The organism is Pseudomonas sp. DTU_2021_1001937_2_SI_NGA_ILE_001, from assembly GCF_032463525.1.
Taxonomy (GTDB): Bacteria; Pseudomonadota; Gammaproteobacteria; order Pseudomonadales; family Pseudomonadaceae; genus Aquipseudomonas.
Window position 1 is genome coordinate 3,107,121 of the sequence record NZ_CP135971.1, and the last position, 16,009, is coordinate 3,123,129.

The 16,009-nt window shown below is 58.7% G+C and carries 19 protein-coding genes; 1 reads left to right on the forward strand and 18 read right to left on the reverse strand.

What is annotated here, in order from left to right; all coding sequences use genetic code 11:
- Positions 1–1,329: 1,329 nt before the first annotated feature.
- Together RRX38_RS13225 and RRX38_RS13230 are read right to left on the reverse strand one after the other, a co-directional pair.
- Positions 1,330–1,866, reverse strand: a complete 537-nt coding sequence (locus tag RRX38_RS13225) for a single-stranded DNA-binding protein (RefSeq protein WP_295470642.1) — start codon at positions 1,864–1,866, stop codon at positions 1,330–1,332.
- A gap of 9 nt (positions 1,867–1,875) precedes the next feature.
- Positions 1,876–3,273, reverse strand: coding sequence for an MFS transporter (locus RRX38_RS13230; protein WP_295470641.1), 1,398 nt, complete (start codon positions 3,271–3,273; stop codon positions 1,876–1,878).
- 128 nt (positions 3,274–3,401) lie between these two features.
- Here RRX38_RS13230 and uvrA point away from each other — a divergent pair, with 128 nt between their 5' ends.
- Positions 3,402–6,236: an excinuclease ABC subunit UvrA gene (uvrA, locus tag RRX38_RS13235; protein ID WP_295470640.1), complete on the forward strand. Its 2,835-nt coding sequence runs from the start codon at positions 3,402–3,404 to the stop codon at positions 6,234–6,236.
- 83 nt (positions 6,237–6,319) lie between these two features.
- Here uvrA and bfr read toward each other — a convergent pair whose 3' ends face one another.
- The 16 genes from bfr to rpsN all read right to left on the reverse strand — a co-directional run bounded on the left by bfr (position 6,320) and on the right by rpsN (position 16,008).
- On the reverse strand, positions 6,320–6,784 hold the full coding sequence (gene bfr / locus RRX38_RS13240) for a bacterioferritin (RefSeq protein ID WP_295470639.1): 465 nt from the start codon (positions 6,782–6,784) through the stop codon (positions 6,320–6,322).
- Positions 6,785–6,938: 154 nt separating this feature from the next.
- Positions 6,939–8,387: a catalase gene (locus RRX38_RS13245; protein WP_295470638.1), complete on the reverse strand. Its 1,449-nt coding sequence runs from the start codon at positions 8,385–8,387 to the stop codon at positions 6,939–6,941.
- Between the two features lie 210 nt (positions 8,388–8,597).
- Positions 8,598–8,984, reverse strand: a complete 387-nt coding sequence (rplQ, locus tag RRX38_RS13250; protein ID WP_295470636.1) for a 50S ribosomal protein L17 — start codon at positions 8,982–8,984, stop codon at positions 8,598–8,600.
- A gap of 41 nt (positions 8,985–9,025) precedes the next feature.
- Positions 9,026–10,027 (reverse strand): DNA-directed RNA polymerase subunit alpha, encoded by a 1,002-nt coding sequence (locus tag RRX38_RS13255; RefSeq protein ID WP_295470635.1) that lies wholly within the window; start codon positions 10,025–10,027, stop codon positions 9,026–9,028.
- A gap of 22 nt (positions 10,028–10,049) precedes the next feature.
- Positions 10,050–10,670 (reverse strand): 30S ribosomal protein S4, encoded by a 621-nt coding sequence (rpsD, locus tag RRX38_RS13260; RefSeq protein WP_295470634.1) that lies wholly within the window; start codon positions 10,668–10,670, stop codon positions 10,050–10,052.
- An 18-nt stretch (positions 10,671–10,688) separates the two neighbouring features.
- Positions 10,689–11,078, reverse strand: coding sequence for a 30S ribosomal protein S11 (rpsK, locus tag RRX38_RS13265; RefSeq protein ID WP_065759197.1), 390 nt, complete (start codon positions 11,076–11,078; stop codon positions 10,689–10,691).
- A 30-nt stretch (positions 11,079–11,108) separates the two neighbouring features.
- Positions 11,109–11,465, reverse strand: coding sequence for a 30S ribosomal protein S13 (rpsM, locus tag RRX38_RS13270; protein ID WP_295470626.1), 357 nt, complete (start codon positions 11,463–11,465; stop codon positions 11,109–11,111).
- A gap of 130 nt (positions 11,466–11,595) precedes the next feature.
- Positions 11,596–11,712, reverse strand: coding sequence for a 50S ribosomal protein L36 (rpmJ, locus tag RRX38_RS13275; RefSeq protein WP_002555468.1), 117 nt, complete (start codon positions 11,710–11,712; stop codon positions 11,596–11,598).
- A gap of 28 nt (positions 11,713–11,740) precedes the next feature.
- Positions 11,741–13,072 (reverse strand): preprotein translocase subunit SecY, encoded by a 1,332-nt coding sequence (gene secY / locus RRX38_RS13280; protein WP_295470624.1) that lies wholly within the window; start codon positions 13,070–13,072, stop codon positions 11,741–11,743.
- Complete coding sequence (gene rplO, locus RRX38_RS13285) at positions 13,073–13,507, reverse strand: 50S ribosomal protein L15 (protein ID WP_315959552.1); 435 nt, start codon at positions 13,505–13,507, stop codon at positions 13,073–13,075.
- Between the two features lie 3 nt (positions 13,508–13,510).
- The gene (rpmD, locus tag RRX38_RS13290) at positions 13,511–13,687 is read right to left on the reverse strand and encodes a 50S ribosomal protein L30 (RefSeq protein WP_295470621.1); all 177 of its coding nucleotides are present in this window, start codon (positions 13,685–13,687) and stop codon (positions 13,511–13,513) included.
- Between the two features lie 2 nt (positions 13,688–13,689).
- Positions 13,690–14,190, reverse strand: a complete 501-nt coding sequence (gene rpsE, locus RRX38_RS13295) for a 30S ribosomal protein S5 (protein WP_295470619.1) — start codon at positions 14,188–14,190, stop codon at positions 13,690–13,692.
- A 3-nt stretch (positions 14,191–14,193) separates the two neighbouring features.
- Positions 14,194–14,544: a 50S ribosomal protein L18 gene (gene rplR / locus RRX38_RS13300; protein WP_002555473.1), complete on the reverse strand. Its 351-nt coding sequence runs from the start codon at positions 14,542–14,544 to the stop codon at positions 14,194–14,196.
- Between the two features lie 10 nt (positions 14,545–14,554).
- Positions 14,555–15,088, reverse strand: a complete 534-nt coding sequence (gene rplF / locus RRX38_RS13305; RefSeq protein ID WP_295470616.1) for a 50S ribosomal protein L6 — start codon at positions 15,086–15,088, stop codon at positions 14,555–14,557.
- Positions 15,089–15,101: 13 nt separating this feature from the next.
- Positions 15,102–15,494 (reverse strand): 30S ribosomal protein S8, encoded by a 393-nt coding sequence (rpsH, locus tag RRX38_RS13310; RefSeq protein WP_045484105.1) that lies wholly within the window; start codon positions 15,492–15,494, stop codon positions 15,102–15,104.
- A gap of 208 nt (positions 15,495–15,702) precedes the next feature.
- Positions 15,703–16,008: a 30S ribosomal protein S14 gene (gene rpsN / locus RRX38_RS13315; protein ID WP_295470614.1), complete on the reverse strand. Its 306-nt coding sequence runs from the start codon at positions 16,006–16,008 to the stop codon at positions 15,703–15,705.
- Between the last annotated feature and the right edge of the window lies 1 nt (position 16,009).

Below are 16,009 nucleotides of genomic sequence, written 5' to 3' on the forward strand. Positions count from 1 at the left end.
GAAAAAGCCCCGCCGGCGTTGGCCGTGCGGGGCTTTTTCATGCATCCCGAAGGGGGATGGCGACAGCCTGTAGGAGCCGCTTCAGTCGAGAAGCACTGCCCGACCTAAGCCGTTCCCAAGGTGTATGCTTAGGGATTCTCTGAAGAAGCCGTGCAAATTTGGCAAAATGCCTGACCTCCACCGCTGAGCCGCCTGATGAAGCAGATGGCCTTCGCCCGATGCCTACTTCAGAGCCTCCCTAACTCATCCCCCCTTCTTAATAACGTTTTCAGCCATTCCGATAACGGTTTTTATCCGCTTCAGCTTTTACAAAAGCTGATGAATCTACAGCAAACAGCACATCATTGCCTGTCGCCATTCGAAACAACCCCAACGGATGCAAAGATTGTTTTTTTCAAAAAATCAACTAAAAAAATTAACCTTAGTAACAAATGCCCACAAAGCCAAAGCCACCACCAAACTCACAACTCTAACAATATAATAGAGCTTTCCTAATGGACGCTTTTCAACTTCACACCTATTTGTGTGCGCATCCATCCAAAGCGCTGCTGAAGAAAGCACTGTCAATATAAACGCGATCAACATCAACCTCCCGCAGTTTCTTAGACATCAAGATGAATACATGCTTCTTCTAACGCCGCGCAATTTGACGCGTGCAAGCCGTCATATCAAAGCTATCGGAATGTGCTCACGCTACCACACATTCAGAGGCCGCTTGTAGTCATTGGCCACCTCCTACCAGTGTCGTTTCAGTGCAATCGGTTGCCCGGTTTGGAAACACCTGCTGGGCGGAAATCACATCGAATTTTCAAGTTGGAACAGTCGGCCATATAACGCGTCTGGAGCGGCGGATCGGACAGCCCTGAGCGACAGTTGCGTTGCAAGTCGCTCCGAGGATACTGTGGTATGAAGGTGCACCTTAATGCACGGTGTAGAAAAGGAGCTATCGCCCTAATAAAGGCGGGCTTTGGCACGAGAGGTCACTACACCGATACACACCTTGAGCCGGGAATGTCCAATAAGGGTTCAAGGCTTTCTCCTGAACCGCAGCGGGGGCCAATACTTTAGTGACCTGACCGCGTTCACGAAGCACGTGCCGAGTAGTAAAGAGGCATACCTTAACCATCGCACAGCACCACAAACCGCTCGCCGTCAGCAGGTACAAAATCTGCGCATCGATACGTCCATGACGCCTCCACAATTTATTTTTTTACATGGTGTGCACCAAAGTAAAATCTAGAAGCGATTTTTTACATACTCAAAACGAAGAAAACCCCGCAAGTGCGGGGCTCTCCAAGAACAGTTTCACCGTTTTCGCTAAGGTGCTCTCTAGAACGGAATATCGTCGTCGAAGCTGTCGAAGTCGGCGGCTGGCTGTGGAGCCTGCTGTGGTGCCGGGCGCGATTCGCGCTGTGGCTGCTGGCCGTAGGACTGCTGTTGCGGGGCGGGTGCCGGGCGCGACTGCTGTGGGCGTGGCGCGGACTGGGCATAGTTGCCGCCGCCCTGGTTGTCGCCCTGCTGCGGACGGCCGCCGAGCAGCTGCATGGTTCCTTGCATGTCGACGATGATCTCGGTGGTGTAGCGCTTGATACCGTCCTTTTCCCATTCGCGGGTCTGCAGCTTGCCTTCGATATACACCTGCGAACCCTTGCGCAGGTATTCGCCGGCGATTTCCGCGACCTTGCCGAACAGCGAGACACGGTGCCATTCGGTGCGCTCGACACGCTGGCCGCTCTGCTTGTCGGTCCACTGTTCGCTGGTGGCCAGACTCAGGTTGGTCACGGCGTTGCCGTTAGGCAGGTAACGGACTTCGGGATCCTGGCCGCATGTACCGACCAATATGACTTTGTTAACCCCACGGGCCATAACGTTCTCCTAGGCTTCGCACGTTTGGTTGGCTGGATGATTGACCAGCCTTTCGAGCGACGCGCGATCCAATAGTTTTGTATCGAGTTTGATATAGATGGCTGCCTCCTCGGCAACCACCACAGCGTCCGTCACGCCTGGTACGGACATCAGGCGTTGAGCCAGCCCTGCTTCGCGTTGCGCCTCGGGCGACAGCGGCATGCGCAGGCTGGTCACGTAGGGCGGTTCGCGCATGGTTACCGCGAACACCAGCCAGAGGGCCGCCATCATGGCACCGCCCAGGAATACCAGGTCCAGGCCTCCGTGCTGGAACAGCCAACCGCCCAATATGCCGCCGGTGGCCGAGCCCAGGAACTGGCTGGTGGAGTAAACCCCCATGGCCGTGCCCTTGCCGCCTGCCGGCGAAACCTTGCTGATCAGCGACGGCAACGACGCCTCCAGCAGGTTGAACGCGGTGAAGAATACCACGGTGCCGGTCACCAGGGCCCGCAGCGTGTCGCCGAATGCCCAGAAGAATATTTCAGAGAGCATCAGCACGGTAACAGCGCCTGTCAGGACGCGCTTCATGCGTCGTTTCTTCTCGCCGTAGATGATGAACGGCACCATGGCGAAGAAGGAAATCAGCAGCGCGGTGAGGTACACCCACCAGTGTTGCTCCTTGGGCAGCCCGGCCTTGTCTACCAGCGCCAGCGGCAAGGCCACGAAGCTGGACATGAGCATGGCATGCAGCACGAAGATACCCAGGTCCAGGCGCAGCAGATCGGGGTTGCGCAGAATCGAGCCCAAGGCGGCCTTGTCGACACCCGACTCGCGGTGCATCAACGGTCCAGCGGCCTTGGGCACGATGAAGGCGACGATCAGGATGCCCAGCAGGGCCATGATGCCGGTGGCCAGAAACAGCCCGGAGAGACCGAAGGCGCTGGTCAGTACCGGGCCGATGACCATGGCGATGGCGAAGGACAGGCCGATGGTCATGCCGATCATGGCCATGGCCTTGGTACGGTGCTGCTCGCGGGTGAGGTCGGACAGCAACGCCATGACCGCTGCGGAAATGGCCCCGGCGCCCTGCAGAACCCGACCAACGATGACGCCCTCGATGGAGTGCGCCCCCGCCGCCACCACACTGCCCACGGCAAATATCAGCAAGCCGAGGTAGATCACCGGGCGTCGGCCTATGCGGTCGGAAATGAAGCCTAATGGAATCTGCAGGATCGCCTGGGTCAGGCCGTAGGCACCGATGGCCAGGCCGATCAGCGCTGGCGTGGCACCGGCGAGGTCCATGCCGTAGGTGGACAACACCGGCAGGACCATGAACATGCCAAGCATGCGGAAGGCGAACACCAGCGCCAGGCCTCCCGCCGCGCGGGTCTCGACACCACTCATGCGTTCGCTATGGGGATCGTGCATGGAAAAACCTCGTATGAACCGGCGGCGATTCTACCAGTCCCAACGAGGTACGGCACATACGCGGCGCTTTGCCGCGTAATGGCGTGGAGCCGTATACTTCGTCGTTTATGCCCGCCAGCGAGGCCGCAGTGGACAAAATCCTGATTCGTGGGGCACGTACCCACAACCTGAAGAACATCGACCTGACCCTTCCTCGCGACAAGCTGATCGTCATCACCGGCCTGTCCGGCTCCGGCAAGTCGTCGCTGGCGTTCGACACCCTGTACGCAGAGGGCCAGCGTCGCTACGTCGAGTCGCTGTCGGCCTATGCCCGGCAATTCCTGTCGATGATGGAAAAGCCCGATGTCGACACCATCGAAGGCCTGTCGCCGGCGATTTCCATCGAGCAGAAATCCACTTCGCACAACCCGCGCTCGACCGTCGGCACCATCACCGAGATCTACGACTACCTGCGCCTGCTGTATGCACGGGTCGGTCAGCCACGCTGCCCGGACCACGACATTCCTCTGGAGGCGCAGACCGTCAGCCAGATGGTCGACCTGGTTCTCGCCGAACCCGAGGGCCGCAAGCTGATGCTGCTGGCCCCGGTGGTGCGCGAGCGCAAGGGCGAGCACCTGTCGGTGTTCGAAGAGCTGCGCGCCCAGGGCTTCGTTCGCGCCAGGGTCGACGGCAAGCTCTACGAACTCGATGAAGTGCCCAAGCTGGATAAACAGAAGAAGCACTCCATCGACGTGGTGGTCGACCGCTTCAAGGTGCGTGCCGACCTGCAGCAGCGCCTGGCCGAGTCCTTCGAGACCGCCCTGCAGCTGGCCGACGGTATCGCCTGGGTGGCGCCCATGGACGACGAGGAAGGCGAAGAGATGATCTTCTCGGCGCGCTTCGCCTGCCCGGTGTGTGGCCACGCGATCAGCGAGCTGGAGCCCAAGCTGTTCTCCTTCAACAATCCGGCCGGCGCCTGCCCGAGCTGCGACGGCCTGGGCGTGAAGCAATACTTCGACGTCAAGCGCCTGGTCAATGCCGAGCTGACCCTGGCCGAGGGGGCGATACGCGGCTGGGACCGGCGCAACGTCTATTACTTCCAGATGCTCGGCTCGCTGGCGCAGCACTACGGCTTCAGCCTCGACATTCCATTCAAAGAACTCAAGGCCGATATCCAGAAGGTCCTGCTCAACGGCAGCGGCACCCACAGCGTGGAATTCCGCTACCTCAACGACCGCGGCGACATCGTCAAGCGTGCGCACCCGTTCGAAGGTATCGTGCCGAACTTGGAGCGGCGCTATCGGGAAACCGAGTCGGCCACCGTACGTGAAGAGCTGGCCAAGCTGCTCAGCACCCAGGCCTGCCCGGACTGCCGCGGCACGCGCCTGCGTCGTGAAGCGCGCCATGTCTGGGTGGGCGACCGCACCCTGCCTGCGGTGACCAGCCTGCCGATCGGCGACGCCGCCGAGTATTTCTCCGGCCTGACCATGACCGGTCGACGCGGCGAGATTGCCGCCAAGATCCTCAAGGAGATCTGCGAGCGCCTGCAGTTCCTGGTCAACGTGGGCCTGGATTACCTGACCCTGGACCGCAGTGCCGACACCCTGTCGGGCGGCGAGGCGCAGCGTATCCGCCTGGCCAGCCAGATCGGTGCCGGCCTGGTGGGGGTGATGTACATTCTCGACGAGCCGTCCATCGGCCTGCACCAGCGCGATAACGACCGCCTGCTGGCGACCCTCAAGCACCTGCGCGACATCGGCAATACGGTGATCGTGGTCGAGCACGACGAGGATGCGATTCGCCTGGCCGACTACGTGGTCGACATCGGTCCGGGTGCCGGTGTGCATGGTGGGCAGATCGTTGCCGAGGGCTCACCGGCCGAGGTGATGGCGCATGCCGACTCGCTGACCGGCAAGTACCTGTCTGGCCGGGTGAAGATCGAAGTGCCAGCCAAGCGCACGCCGCGCAACAAGAAGCTGTCGCTGACCGTCAAGGGCGCGCGCGGCAACAACCTGCGCAACGTCAACCTGGAAATCCCCATCGGCCTGCTGACCTGCGTCACCGGTGTGTCCGGCTCGGGCAAGTCGACGTTGATCAACAACACCCTGTTCCCCCTGGCGGCCACCGCACTCAACGGCGTGACCACTCTGGAGGCGGCGGCGCACGACAGCATCAACGGCCTGCAACACCTGGACAAAGTGGTCGACATCGACCAGAGCCCGATTGGCCGCACGCCACGCTCCAACCCGGCGACCTACACCGGGCTGTTCACGCCGATCCGCGAACTCTTCGCCGGCGTACCGGAATCCCGCTCGCGGGGCTATGGACCGGGACGCTTCTCGTTCAACGTCAAGGGCGGCCGCTGCGAGGCTTGCCAGGGTGACGGTCTGATCAAGGTAGAGATGCACTTCCTGCCGGACATCTACGTGCCTTGTGACGTGTGCAAGAGCAAGCGCTACAACCGCGAAACCCTGGAGATCAAGTACAAGGGCAAGAACATCCACGAGGTGCTGGAAATGACCATCGAGGATGCCCGTGAGTTCTTCGATGCGGTGCCGGCGCTGGCGCGCAAGCTACAGACCCTGATGGACGTGGGCCTGTCCTATATCAAGCTGGGCCAGTCGGCGACCACACTGTCGGGCGGTGAGGCGCAGCGCGTCAAGCTGTCCCGCGAGCTGTCCAAGCGTGACACCGGCAAGACCCTGTACATCCTCGACGAGCCGACCACCGGCCTGCACTTCGCGGATATCCAGCAGTTGCTGGACGTGCTGCACCGGCTGCGCGACCACGGCAACACCGTGGTGGTGATCGAGCACAACCTCGACGTGATCAAGACCGCCGACTGGCTGGTCGACCTGGGCCCCGAGGGCGGCTCGAAAGGTGGCCAGATCATCGCCACCGGTACTCCGGAAGAAGTGGCCGAGTTGCCGCAGTCGCACACCGGTCACTACCTCAAGCCGTTGCTGGAACGCGACAGGGCCTGACCGCCAAGCGGGCATCAGGCAAAAAAAGGCCGGGCCAGACACTTCGTCTGGCCCGGCCTTTTTGCAAGCCCACCTGCGGTGAATCAGAGTTGCGATTGCAGGTAGTTCTGCAGCCCGATGGACTTGATCAGACCCTGCTGCTTTTCCAGCCAGTAGGTGTGGTCTTCCTCGGTGTCGGCCAGCTGGGCGCGCAGGATGTCACGGCTGATGTAGTCGCCATGCTGTTCGCACAGCTCGATGCCTTTGCACAGCGCGGCGCGCACCTTGTATTCCAGGCGCAGGTCGCTGGCGAGCATCTCCGGCACAGTGGTGCCGACGTCGAGGTCGTCAGGGCGCATGCGCGGGGTGCCTTCGAGCATCAGGATACGGCGCATCAGCGCATCGGCGTGCTGCGCCTCTTCTTCCATCTCGTGATTGATGCGCTCGTAGAGCTTGGTGAAGCCCCAGTCCTCATACATGCGCGAATGGATGAAGTACTGGTCACGGGCAGCCAACTCGCCGGTGAGCAATGTGTTGAGATAATCGATTACGTCCGGGTGGCCTTGCATCGCCAGAATACTCCCTACAGAAAGGCTGTATTTTGAACCAAGCCCCGCCGAAGGTCACGGACAACCGAAGAATAATTCACTAAAAAGCAGTGAAAATCGGTTATCCAGAAGCGAAAACCGCCCAAATGAGGGCGGTTTCGTTTCTCACTACGACTTAGCTCAAGGTTACACCCAGCGCCTTGGCGATACCTTCGCCGTAGGCAGGGTCAGCCTTGTAGAAATGCTGCAACTGACGCTGTACGACGTCATTGCTGACGCCACTCATGGCGCCGGCGATGTTGCTGATCAGCAGGGCTTTCTGCTCGTCGTTCATCAGGTTGAACAGCTTGCCGGCGTGGCTGTAGTAGTCGGTGTCTTCACGATGGTCGTGACGATCCGCAGCACCGCTCAGGGCCAGGGCCGGCTCGGCATAGCGTGGCGCCTGTTTCGGCGCATCGGCGTAGCTGTTGGGCTCGTAGTTCGGCGCAGCGCCGCCGTTGTCACCGTAAGCCATGGCCCCGTCACGCTGGTAGGTATGCACCGGACTCTTGGCGGCGTTGATCGGCAGATGCTGGTGGTTGGTGCCTACGCGGTAGCGGTGCGCATCGGCATAGGCGAACACGCGGCCCTGCAGCATGCGGTCGGGCGAAAGACCGACACCCGGCACCATGTTGCTCGGCCCGAACGCGGCTTGCTCGACTTCGGCGAAGTAGTTGAGCGGGTTGCGGTTGAGCTCCAGCTCGCCCACTTCGATCAGCGGGAACTCCTTCTGCGACCAGGTCTTGGTCACGTCGAAGGGGTTCTCGTAATGACTGTTGGCCTGCGCCTCGGTCATGATCTGGATGCACACCTGCCATTTCGGGTAATCACCGCGCTCGATGGCGTCGAACAGGTCGCGCTGGGCGTAGTCCGGGTCAGTACCGGCGATACGCGCGGCATCGGCCGGCGACAGGTTCTTGATGCCTTGGCGAGTCTTGTAGTGCCACTTCACCCAATGGCGCTCGCCAGCGGCATTGATGAGGCTGTAGGTGTGGCTACCGAAGCCGTGCATGTGGCGGTAGCCGTCCGGAATGCCTCGGTCGGAGAACAGGATGGTGACCTGATGCAGCGCTTCGGGCGAATGCGACCAGAAGTCCCACATCATTTGCGGGCTTTTCAGGTTGCTCTGCGGCAGGCGCTTCTGGGTATGGATGAAATCGGGGAATTTCATCGGGTCACGAATGAAGAAGACCGGCGTATTGTTGCCCACGATGTCCCAGTTACCTTCCTCGGTATAGAACTTCACCGCGAAGCCACGCGGATCGCGCTCGGTATCTGCCGAACCACGCTCACCACCCACAGTGGAGAAACGCAGGAAGATCGGCGTCTGTTTACCGACCGACTCGAACAGCTTGGCGCTGGTGTACTGGGTGATGTCGCGGGTAACGGTGAAGGTCCCGTGAGCACCCGAGCCCTTGGCATGCACACGACGCTCAGGGATGTTCTCGCGGTTGAAGTGGGCGAGCTTCTCGACCAGGTGGAAATCATCCAGCAACAAGGGTCCACGAGGGCCTGCCGAGCGAGAGTTCTGATTGTCAGCAACCGGTGCACCGCTGGCGGTCGTAAGCGTTTTGTTCTGGCTCATGGGTTATCTTCCTCAGGCTTTTTTAGGTCCGGGTAACCGGCATGAGCAAGAGTATTGTCCATATTCGTGACAGGGGTAAATTGATTGAGTGTTAAACGTTGATAGGCGTCTTCAATGCCTATGACGTGCTCGATGGATACCTTGGAACGAGGCAAGCGGAAAACAAAAAACCGGGCACTAGGCCCGGTTTCTTGTGATCAGACTGACGTCTTACTCAGCGGCTTCTACAGCACCACCGACTGGACGATCAACCAGCTCGACGTACGCCATAGGGGCGTTGTCGCCAGCGCGGAAACCGCACTTCAGGATGCGCAGGTAGCCGCCCTGACGGGTTGCATAGCGCTTGCCCAGATCGTTGAACAGCTTGCCTACGGCAGCTTTCGAACGAGTACGGTCGAAAGCCAGACGACGGTTGGCAACGCTGTCTTCCTTGGCCAGGGTGATCAGCGGCTCGGCAACGCGGCGCAGTTCCTTGGCTTTAGGCAGGGTAGTTTTGATCAGCTCGTGCTCGAACAGCGACACAGCCATGTTTTGAAACATGGCCTTGCGGTGCGCGCTGGTGCGGCTCAGGTGACGACCACTTTTACGATGACGCATGGTTCATTCCTTACCAAACTCGCGTTCGGTGATTACGACGATCAGGCCGTGGCCTTGTCGTCTTTCTTAAGACTTGCCGGCGGCCAGTTGTCGAGGCGCATGCCGAGTGACAGACCACGGGAGGCCAATACGTCCTTGATTTCGGTCAGGGACTTCTTGCCCAGGTTCGGAGTTTTCAACAGCTCTACTTCGGTGCGCTGAATCAGGTCGCCGATGTAGTAGATGTTCTCCGCCTTCAGGCAGTTGGCCGAACGTACAGTCAGTTCCAAATCGTCAACCGGACGGAGCAGGATCGGATCGATCTCGTCTTCCTGTTCGACTACAACGGGCTCGCTGTCACCTTTGAGGTCGACGAATGCAGCCAGCTGCTGTTGCAGGATGGTTGCAGCACGACGGATGGCCTCTTCAGGATCCAGGGTACCGTTGGTTTCCAGATCAATAACCAGCTTGTCCAGGTTGGTACGCTGCTCGACACGGGCGTTTTCCACCACGTAGGCGATGCGACGTACCGGGCTGAACGAAGCGTCCAGCTGAAGACGACCGATGCTACGGCTTTCGTCTTCATCGCTTTGACGCGAGTCGGCCGGCTCATAACCACGACCACGAGCTACGGTGAGCTTCATGTTCAGGACGCCGTTGGACGCCAGGTTAGCGATTACGTGATCGGGATTGACGATCTCGACATCATGATCCAGCTGAATATCGGCAGCGGTAACCACCCCCGAACCCTTTTTCGACAAGGTCAGCGTAACTTCGTCTCGACCGTGCAGCTTGATAGCCAGGCCCTTGAGGTTCAACAGGATTTCGATCACGTCTTCCTGTACACCTTCGATCGCGCTGTACTCGTGGAGTACACCGTCGATCTCGGCCTCGACTACTGCACAGCCGGGCATGGAGGACAACAGGATGCGGCGCAACGCGTTGCCCAGGGTGTGGCCAAAGCCACGCTCGAGAGGCTCGAGCGTGATCTTGGCGCGGGTTGGACTGACAACCTGAACGTCGATGTGACGGGGTGTCAGAAACTCATTTACCGAAATCTGCATGGATGCACCTATTTTCTAGCCCTTACTTGGAGTAGAGCTCGACAATCAGGCTTTCGTTGATGTCGGCGGATAGATCACTGCGAGCCGGAACGCTCTTGAAAACGCCCGATTTCTTCTCAGTGTCTACGTCTACCCATTCTACGCGGCCACGTTGAGCACACAGTTCCAGAGCCTGGACGATACGCAGCTGGTTCTTCGCCTTTTCACGAACAGCGACGACATCGCCGGCACGAACCTGGTACGAAGGAATGTTTACAGTCTTGCCATTGACGCTGATCGACTTGTGCGAAACCAGCTGACGGGATTCGGCACGAGTCGAGCCAAAGCCCATGCGGTATACGACGTTGTCCAGACGGCATTCGAGCAGTTGCAGCAGGTTCTCACCGGTTGCACCTTTCTTGCTCGCGGCTTGCTTGTAGTAGCCGCTGAACTGACGCTCGAGAACACCGTAGATACGACGTACTTTTTGCTTTTCACGCAGCTGGGTGCCGTAGTCGGACTGACGGCCACGGCGCTGGCCGTGGATGCCTGGAGCTGCTTCGATGTTGCACTTGGATTCGAGTGCGCGCACACCGCTCTTCAGGAAAAGGTCAGTACCTTCACGACGAGCCAGTTTGCATTTTGGACCAATGTAACGAGCCATTTCTTACAGTCTCCTGGATTACACGCGGCGCTTCTTCGGCGGACGGCACCCGTTGTGCGGGATTGGCGTCACGTCGGTGATGCTGGCGATCTTATAGCCACAGCTGTTCAGAGCACGAACAGCGGACTCACGACCTGGGCCTGGACCCTTGACGTTCACGTCGAGGTTCTTCAGACCGTATTCCAGCGCGGCCTGACCAGCACGCTCTGCAGCTACCTGAGCAGCGAACGGGGTGGACTTGCGGGAACCACGGAAACCCGAACCGCCGGAGGTAGCCCAGGACAGAGCGTTACCTTGACGATCGGTAATGGTGACGATGGTGTTGTTAAAAGACGCATGGATGTGGGCGATGCCATCAACCACTGTCTTTTTAACTTTTTTACGAGGACGAGCAGCAGGTTTTGCCATGACTAAATTCCTGTCGAAACGCTGGAGCGATTACTTGCGGATCGGCTTACGCGGACCTTTGCGAGTACGCGCGTTGGTCTTGGTACGCTGACCGCGTACTGGCAGACCACGACGATGACGCAGACCGCGGTAGCAGCCCAGGTCCATCAAGCGCTTGATTTTCATGTTGATTTCGCGACGCAGGTCACCTTCAGTGGTGAGCTTCGCGACTTCGCCACGCAGCTGTTCGATCTGCTCGTCGCTCAGATCCTTGATCTTCGCGGCCGGGTTTACACCGGCATCCGCACAGATTTTCTGTGCAGTGGTGCGACCAACACCGTAGATGTAGGTCAGCGAGATAACAGTATGCTTGTTATCTGGAATGTTAACGCCTGCAATACGGGCCATTCAGTGGGACTCCAATTGACAGCTACCTACGCCCCGGAAGCCAAGAAATAGGGCGCGAGATAATATCGCTGTAGTAACAAATAATCAACCCAGCAGCACACTAGCTGCTGGGCTTAAGCACAGCTCACAATCAGCCTTGGCGCTGCTTATGACGTGGTTCCGCGCTGCAAATTACTCGAACCACACCTTCGCGGCGAATAATCTTGCAGTTACGGCACAGCTTTTTCACCGATGCACGAACTTTCATCACCAACTCCTCGAACCTTATGGGTCTCTCAGCGCAGCATGCCGCTGCCGCCGTAGCCCTTCAGGTTGGCTTTCTTCATCAGGGATTCATACTGGTGCGAAACGAGGTGCGATTGTACTTGCGACATGAAGTCCATCACAACCACGACCACGATCAGCAACGAGGTCCCGCCAAGGTAGAACGGAACGTTGGCCGCCACCACCAGGAACTGGGGAAGCAGGCACACGGCCGTCATATAAAGAGCACCGAACATGGTCAAACGGGTCAGAACGCCATCAATGTAGCGTGCCGACTGCTCGCCCGGACGGATACCCGGAATAAAGGCACCGGACTTCTTCAGGTTTTCCGCTACGTCTTTCGGATTGAACATCAACGCCGTGTAGAAGAAGCAGAAGAAAACGATCCCTGCACTAAACAGCAGAATGTTCAACGGCTGACCAGGAGCGATCGACTGCGAGATGTCCTGCAACCAGCCCAAACCTTCGGACTGACCGAACCAGGAACCCAACGAAGCCGGAAACAGCAGAATGCTGCTCGCAAAAATGGCTGGAATGACGCCAGCCATGTTCACTTTCAGCGGCAGGTGGCTGGTCTGCGCAGCGAAGACCTTGCGGCCCTGCTGACGCTTGGCGTAATGCACAGCGATACGACGCTGGCCACGCTCGATGAACACCACGAAACCGATGATCGCTACCGCCAGCAAACCGATGGCAACCAACGCGAAAATGTTGATATCGCCTTGGCGTGCAGACTCGAAAGACTGCCCGATAGCCCTCGGAAGACCAGCAACGATACCTGCGAAGATCAACATCGAGATACCGTTACCGACACCGCGCTCGGTGATCTGCTCACCCAGCCACATCATGAACATCGCCCCCGCCACGAAGGTGGTGACGGCCACGAAGTAGAAGCCGAAGTCTGCAGAAAACGCGACGCCCTGACCGGCCAGGCCAACGGACATGCCGATAGCTTGAACCAGGGCCAGGACTACGGTGCCATAGCGGGTGTATTGGCTGATCTTGCGACGACCAGCCTCACCTTCCTTCTTCAACTGCTCCAGTTGCGGACTGACGGCGGTCATCAGCTGCATGATGATCGAAGCCGAGATGTACGGCATGATCCCCAGTGCAAAGATGCTCATCCGCTCCAGTGCGCCACCGGAGAACATGTTGAACAAGCTAAGAATGGTCCCCTCATTCTGTCGAAACAGTTCCGCCAGCCGGTCTGGATTGATACCAGGCACTGGGATATGCGCACCGATCCGATAGACGATAATCGCCAGGAACAGAAAACGCAGTCGAGCCCAGAGCTCGGACAGTCCGCCTTTGCTGAGCGCTGAGAGAGCACCTTGCTTAGCCATTTATTCCTCGAACTTGCCGCCAGCTGCTTCGATAGCCGCACGCGCACCCTTGGTGGCGGCGATACCCTTGATGGTGACAGCGCGAGTCACTTCACCGGACAGCATGATTTTCACACGCTGAACGTTTTGGTTGATCACGTTGGCATCTTTCAGGGACTGCACGGTTACGACGTCGCCTTCCACCTTGGCCAGCTCGGACAGACGCACTTCGGCGCGGTCCATGGCTTTCAGGGATACGAAACCGAACTTAGGCAGACGACGGTGCAGAGGCTGTTGACCACCCTCGAAACCAGGGGCGATGGAGCCACCGGAACGGGAAGTCTGACCTTTGTGACCACGGCCACCGGTCTTGCCCAGACCGCTACCGATACCACGGCCCGGACGGTGCTTCTCGGGACGGGAACCCGGAGCTGGACTCAGATCATTGAGTTTCATCGATTAACCCTCGACGCGCAGCAGGTAGTAAGCCTTGTTGATCATCCCGCGGTTCTCGGGAGTATCTTGGACTTCTACGGTGTGACCGATGCGACGCAGACCCAGGCCCTTAACGCACAGTTTGTGGTTAGGCAGACGGCCGGCAACGCTCTTGATCAGCGTAACTTTTAAGGTAGCCATGATCAGACGATCTCCTCAACGCGCTTGCCACGCTTGGCAGCGATGGACTCAGGAGATTGCATGGCCTTCAGACCCTTGAAAGTGGCGTGAACCACGTTTACCGGGTTGGTCGAGCCATAGCACTTGGCCAGAACGTTCTGGACACCAGCGACTTCCAGGACGGCACGCATTGCGCCGCCGGCGATGATGCCGGTACCTTCGGAAGCAGGCTGCATGTACACCTTCGAAGCGCCGTGAGCGGACTTGGTAGCGTACTGCAGGGTGGTGCCGTCCAGATCGACCTGGATCATGTTGCGGCGAGCAGCTTCCATCGCTTTCTGGATGGCAGCAGGCACTTCGCGGGATTTGCCACGGCCGAAGCCGACACGGCCCTTACCATCACCTACCACGGTCAGCGCGGTGAAAGTGAAGATACGACCACCTTTTACGGTCTTGGCAACGCGGTTAACCTGAACCAGCTTCTCGATGTAGCCTTCGTCGCGTTTTTGCTCGTTGTTTGCCATAACTTAGAACTCCAGCCCGCCTTCACGAGCAGCATCAGCCAGCGCTTTGACACGGCCGTGGTACTTGAAGCCAGAACGGTCGAAAGCGACTTGCGATACGCCAGCGGCTTTAGCGCGCTCGGCAACCAGCTTGCCAACCTTAGTGGCAGCGTCGATGTTGCCGGTGGCACCATCACGCAGTTCTTTGTCCAAAGTCGAGGCGCTTGCCAGGACCTTGCTGCCGTCGGCCGAAATGACCTGGGCGTAGATGTGCTGCGAAGAGCGGTGCACGCAGAGACGAACGACTTCGAGTTCGTGCATTTTCAGGCGTGCTTTGCGAGCGCGACGCAGTCGGGTAACTTTTTTGACGGTCATTTGCTATGCCCTACTTCTTCTTGGCTTCTTTACGACGGACGACTTCGTCCGCGTAACGCACACCTTTGCCTTTGTACGGCTCAGGACGGCGGAAGTCGCGGATCTCAGCGGCCACCTGACCAACCAGCTGCTTGTCGATACCACGAATCAGGATATCGGTCTGGCTAGGGGTCTCAGCGGTGATGCCTTTCGGCAGTTCGTAATCCACTGGGTGCGAGAAGCCAAGCGCCAGGTTCAGGACGGTGCCTTTGACCTGAGCCTTGTAACCAACACCGACCAGCTGCAGCTTACGCTCGAAGCCTTGGCTGACGCCCTGGACCATGTTGTTGACCAGTGCGCGGGTGGTACCGGCCATTGCGCGAGTCTGTTGATCGCCATTGCGAGCAGCGAAACGCAGCTCACCAGCTTCTTCAACGACCTCAACGGACGAGTGGACATTCAGTTCCAGGGTGCCCTTGGCGCCCTTGACGGAAAGCAGCTGACCAGCGAGTTTGACTTCGACGCCGGATGGCAGCTTAACGGGGTTCTTAGCTACGCGAGACATTGCTTATCCCCCCTTAGAACACAGTGCAGAGCACTTCGCCGCCAACACCGGCAGCGCGTGCAGCACGATCAGTCATCACACCTTTGTTGGTGGAGACGATAGACACACCGAGGCCGCCACGTACTTTTGGCAGATCATCGGAGGACTTGTACTGACGCAGGCCTGGACGGCTGACGCGTTTGACTTCTTCGATGACCGGACGGCCTTCGAAATATTTCAGCTCAATGGACAGCGAAGGTTTGACTTCACTGCTGACCTGATAACCCGCAATGTAGCCTTCGTCTTTCAGAACTTTGGCTACAGCCACCTTCAGCTTGGAGGATGGCATGCTCACAACGGGCTTTTCAGCCATCTGGGCATTACGGATACGAGTTAGCATGTCCGCTAACGGGTCCTGCATACTCATGGGCTAGACGCTCCTGATACAAAAAAAATTAGCCTTTCGGCTACAGCATGTCGCCGAGCAACTCCGGGCACAAAAACCACGGGCTCAGGCGAGCCGGCAATTCTAGACGTACGCCAGAAACGAATCAAGCCCCAAAAGGGGCTTGATCGTGTCTCGGGCTTCGCAGCGACCGGTGGTGTTCACCGCCGACGCTGCGAGACGAGAGGGATTACCAGCTGGCCTTGACCAGACCTGGTACGTCACCGCGCATGGCAGCTTCACGCAGCTTGTTACGGCCGAGGCCGAACTTGCGGTAAACGCCGTGCGGACGGCCAGTCAGGCGGCAACGGTTACGCAGGCGCGAGGCGCTGGCGTCACGTGGTTGCTTCTGCAGGGCTACGCTTGCTTCCCAACGGGCTTCTGGACTTGCGTTCAGATCCACGATGATCGCTTTCAGCTCTGCACGCTTCTTGGCGTACTTGGCAACGGTGAGCTGACGCTTCAGCTCACGGTTCTTCATGCTCTTCTTGGCCATA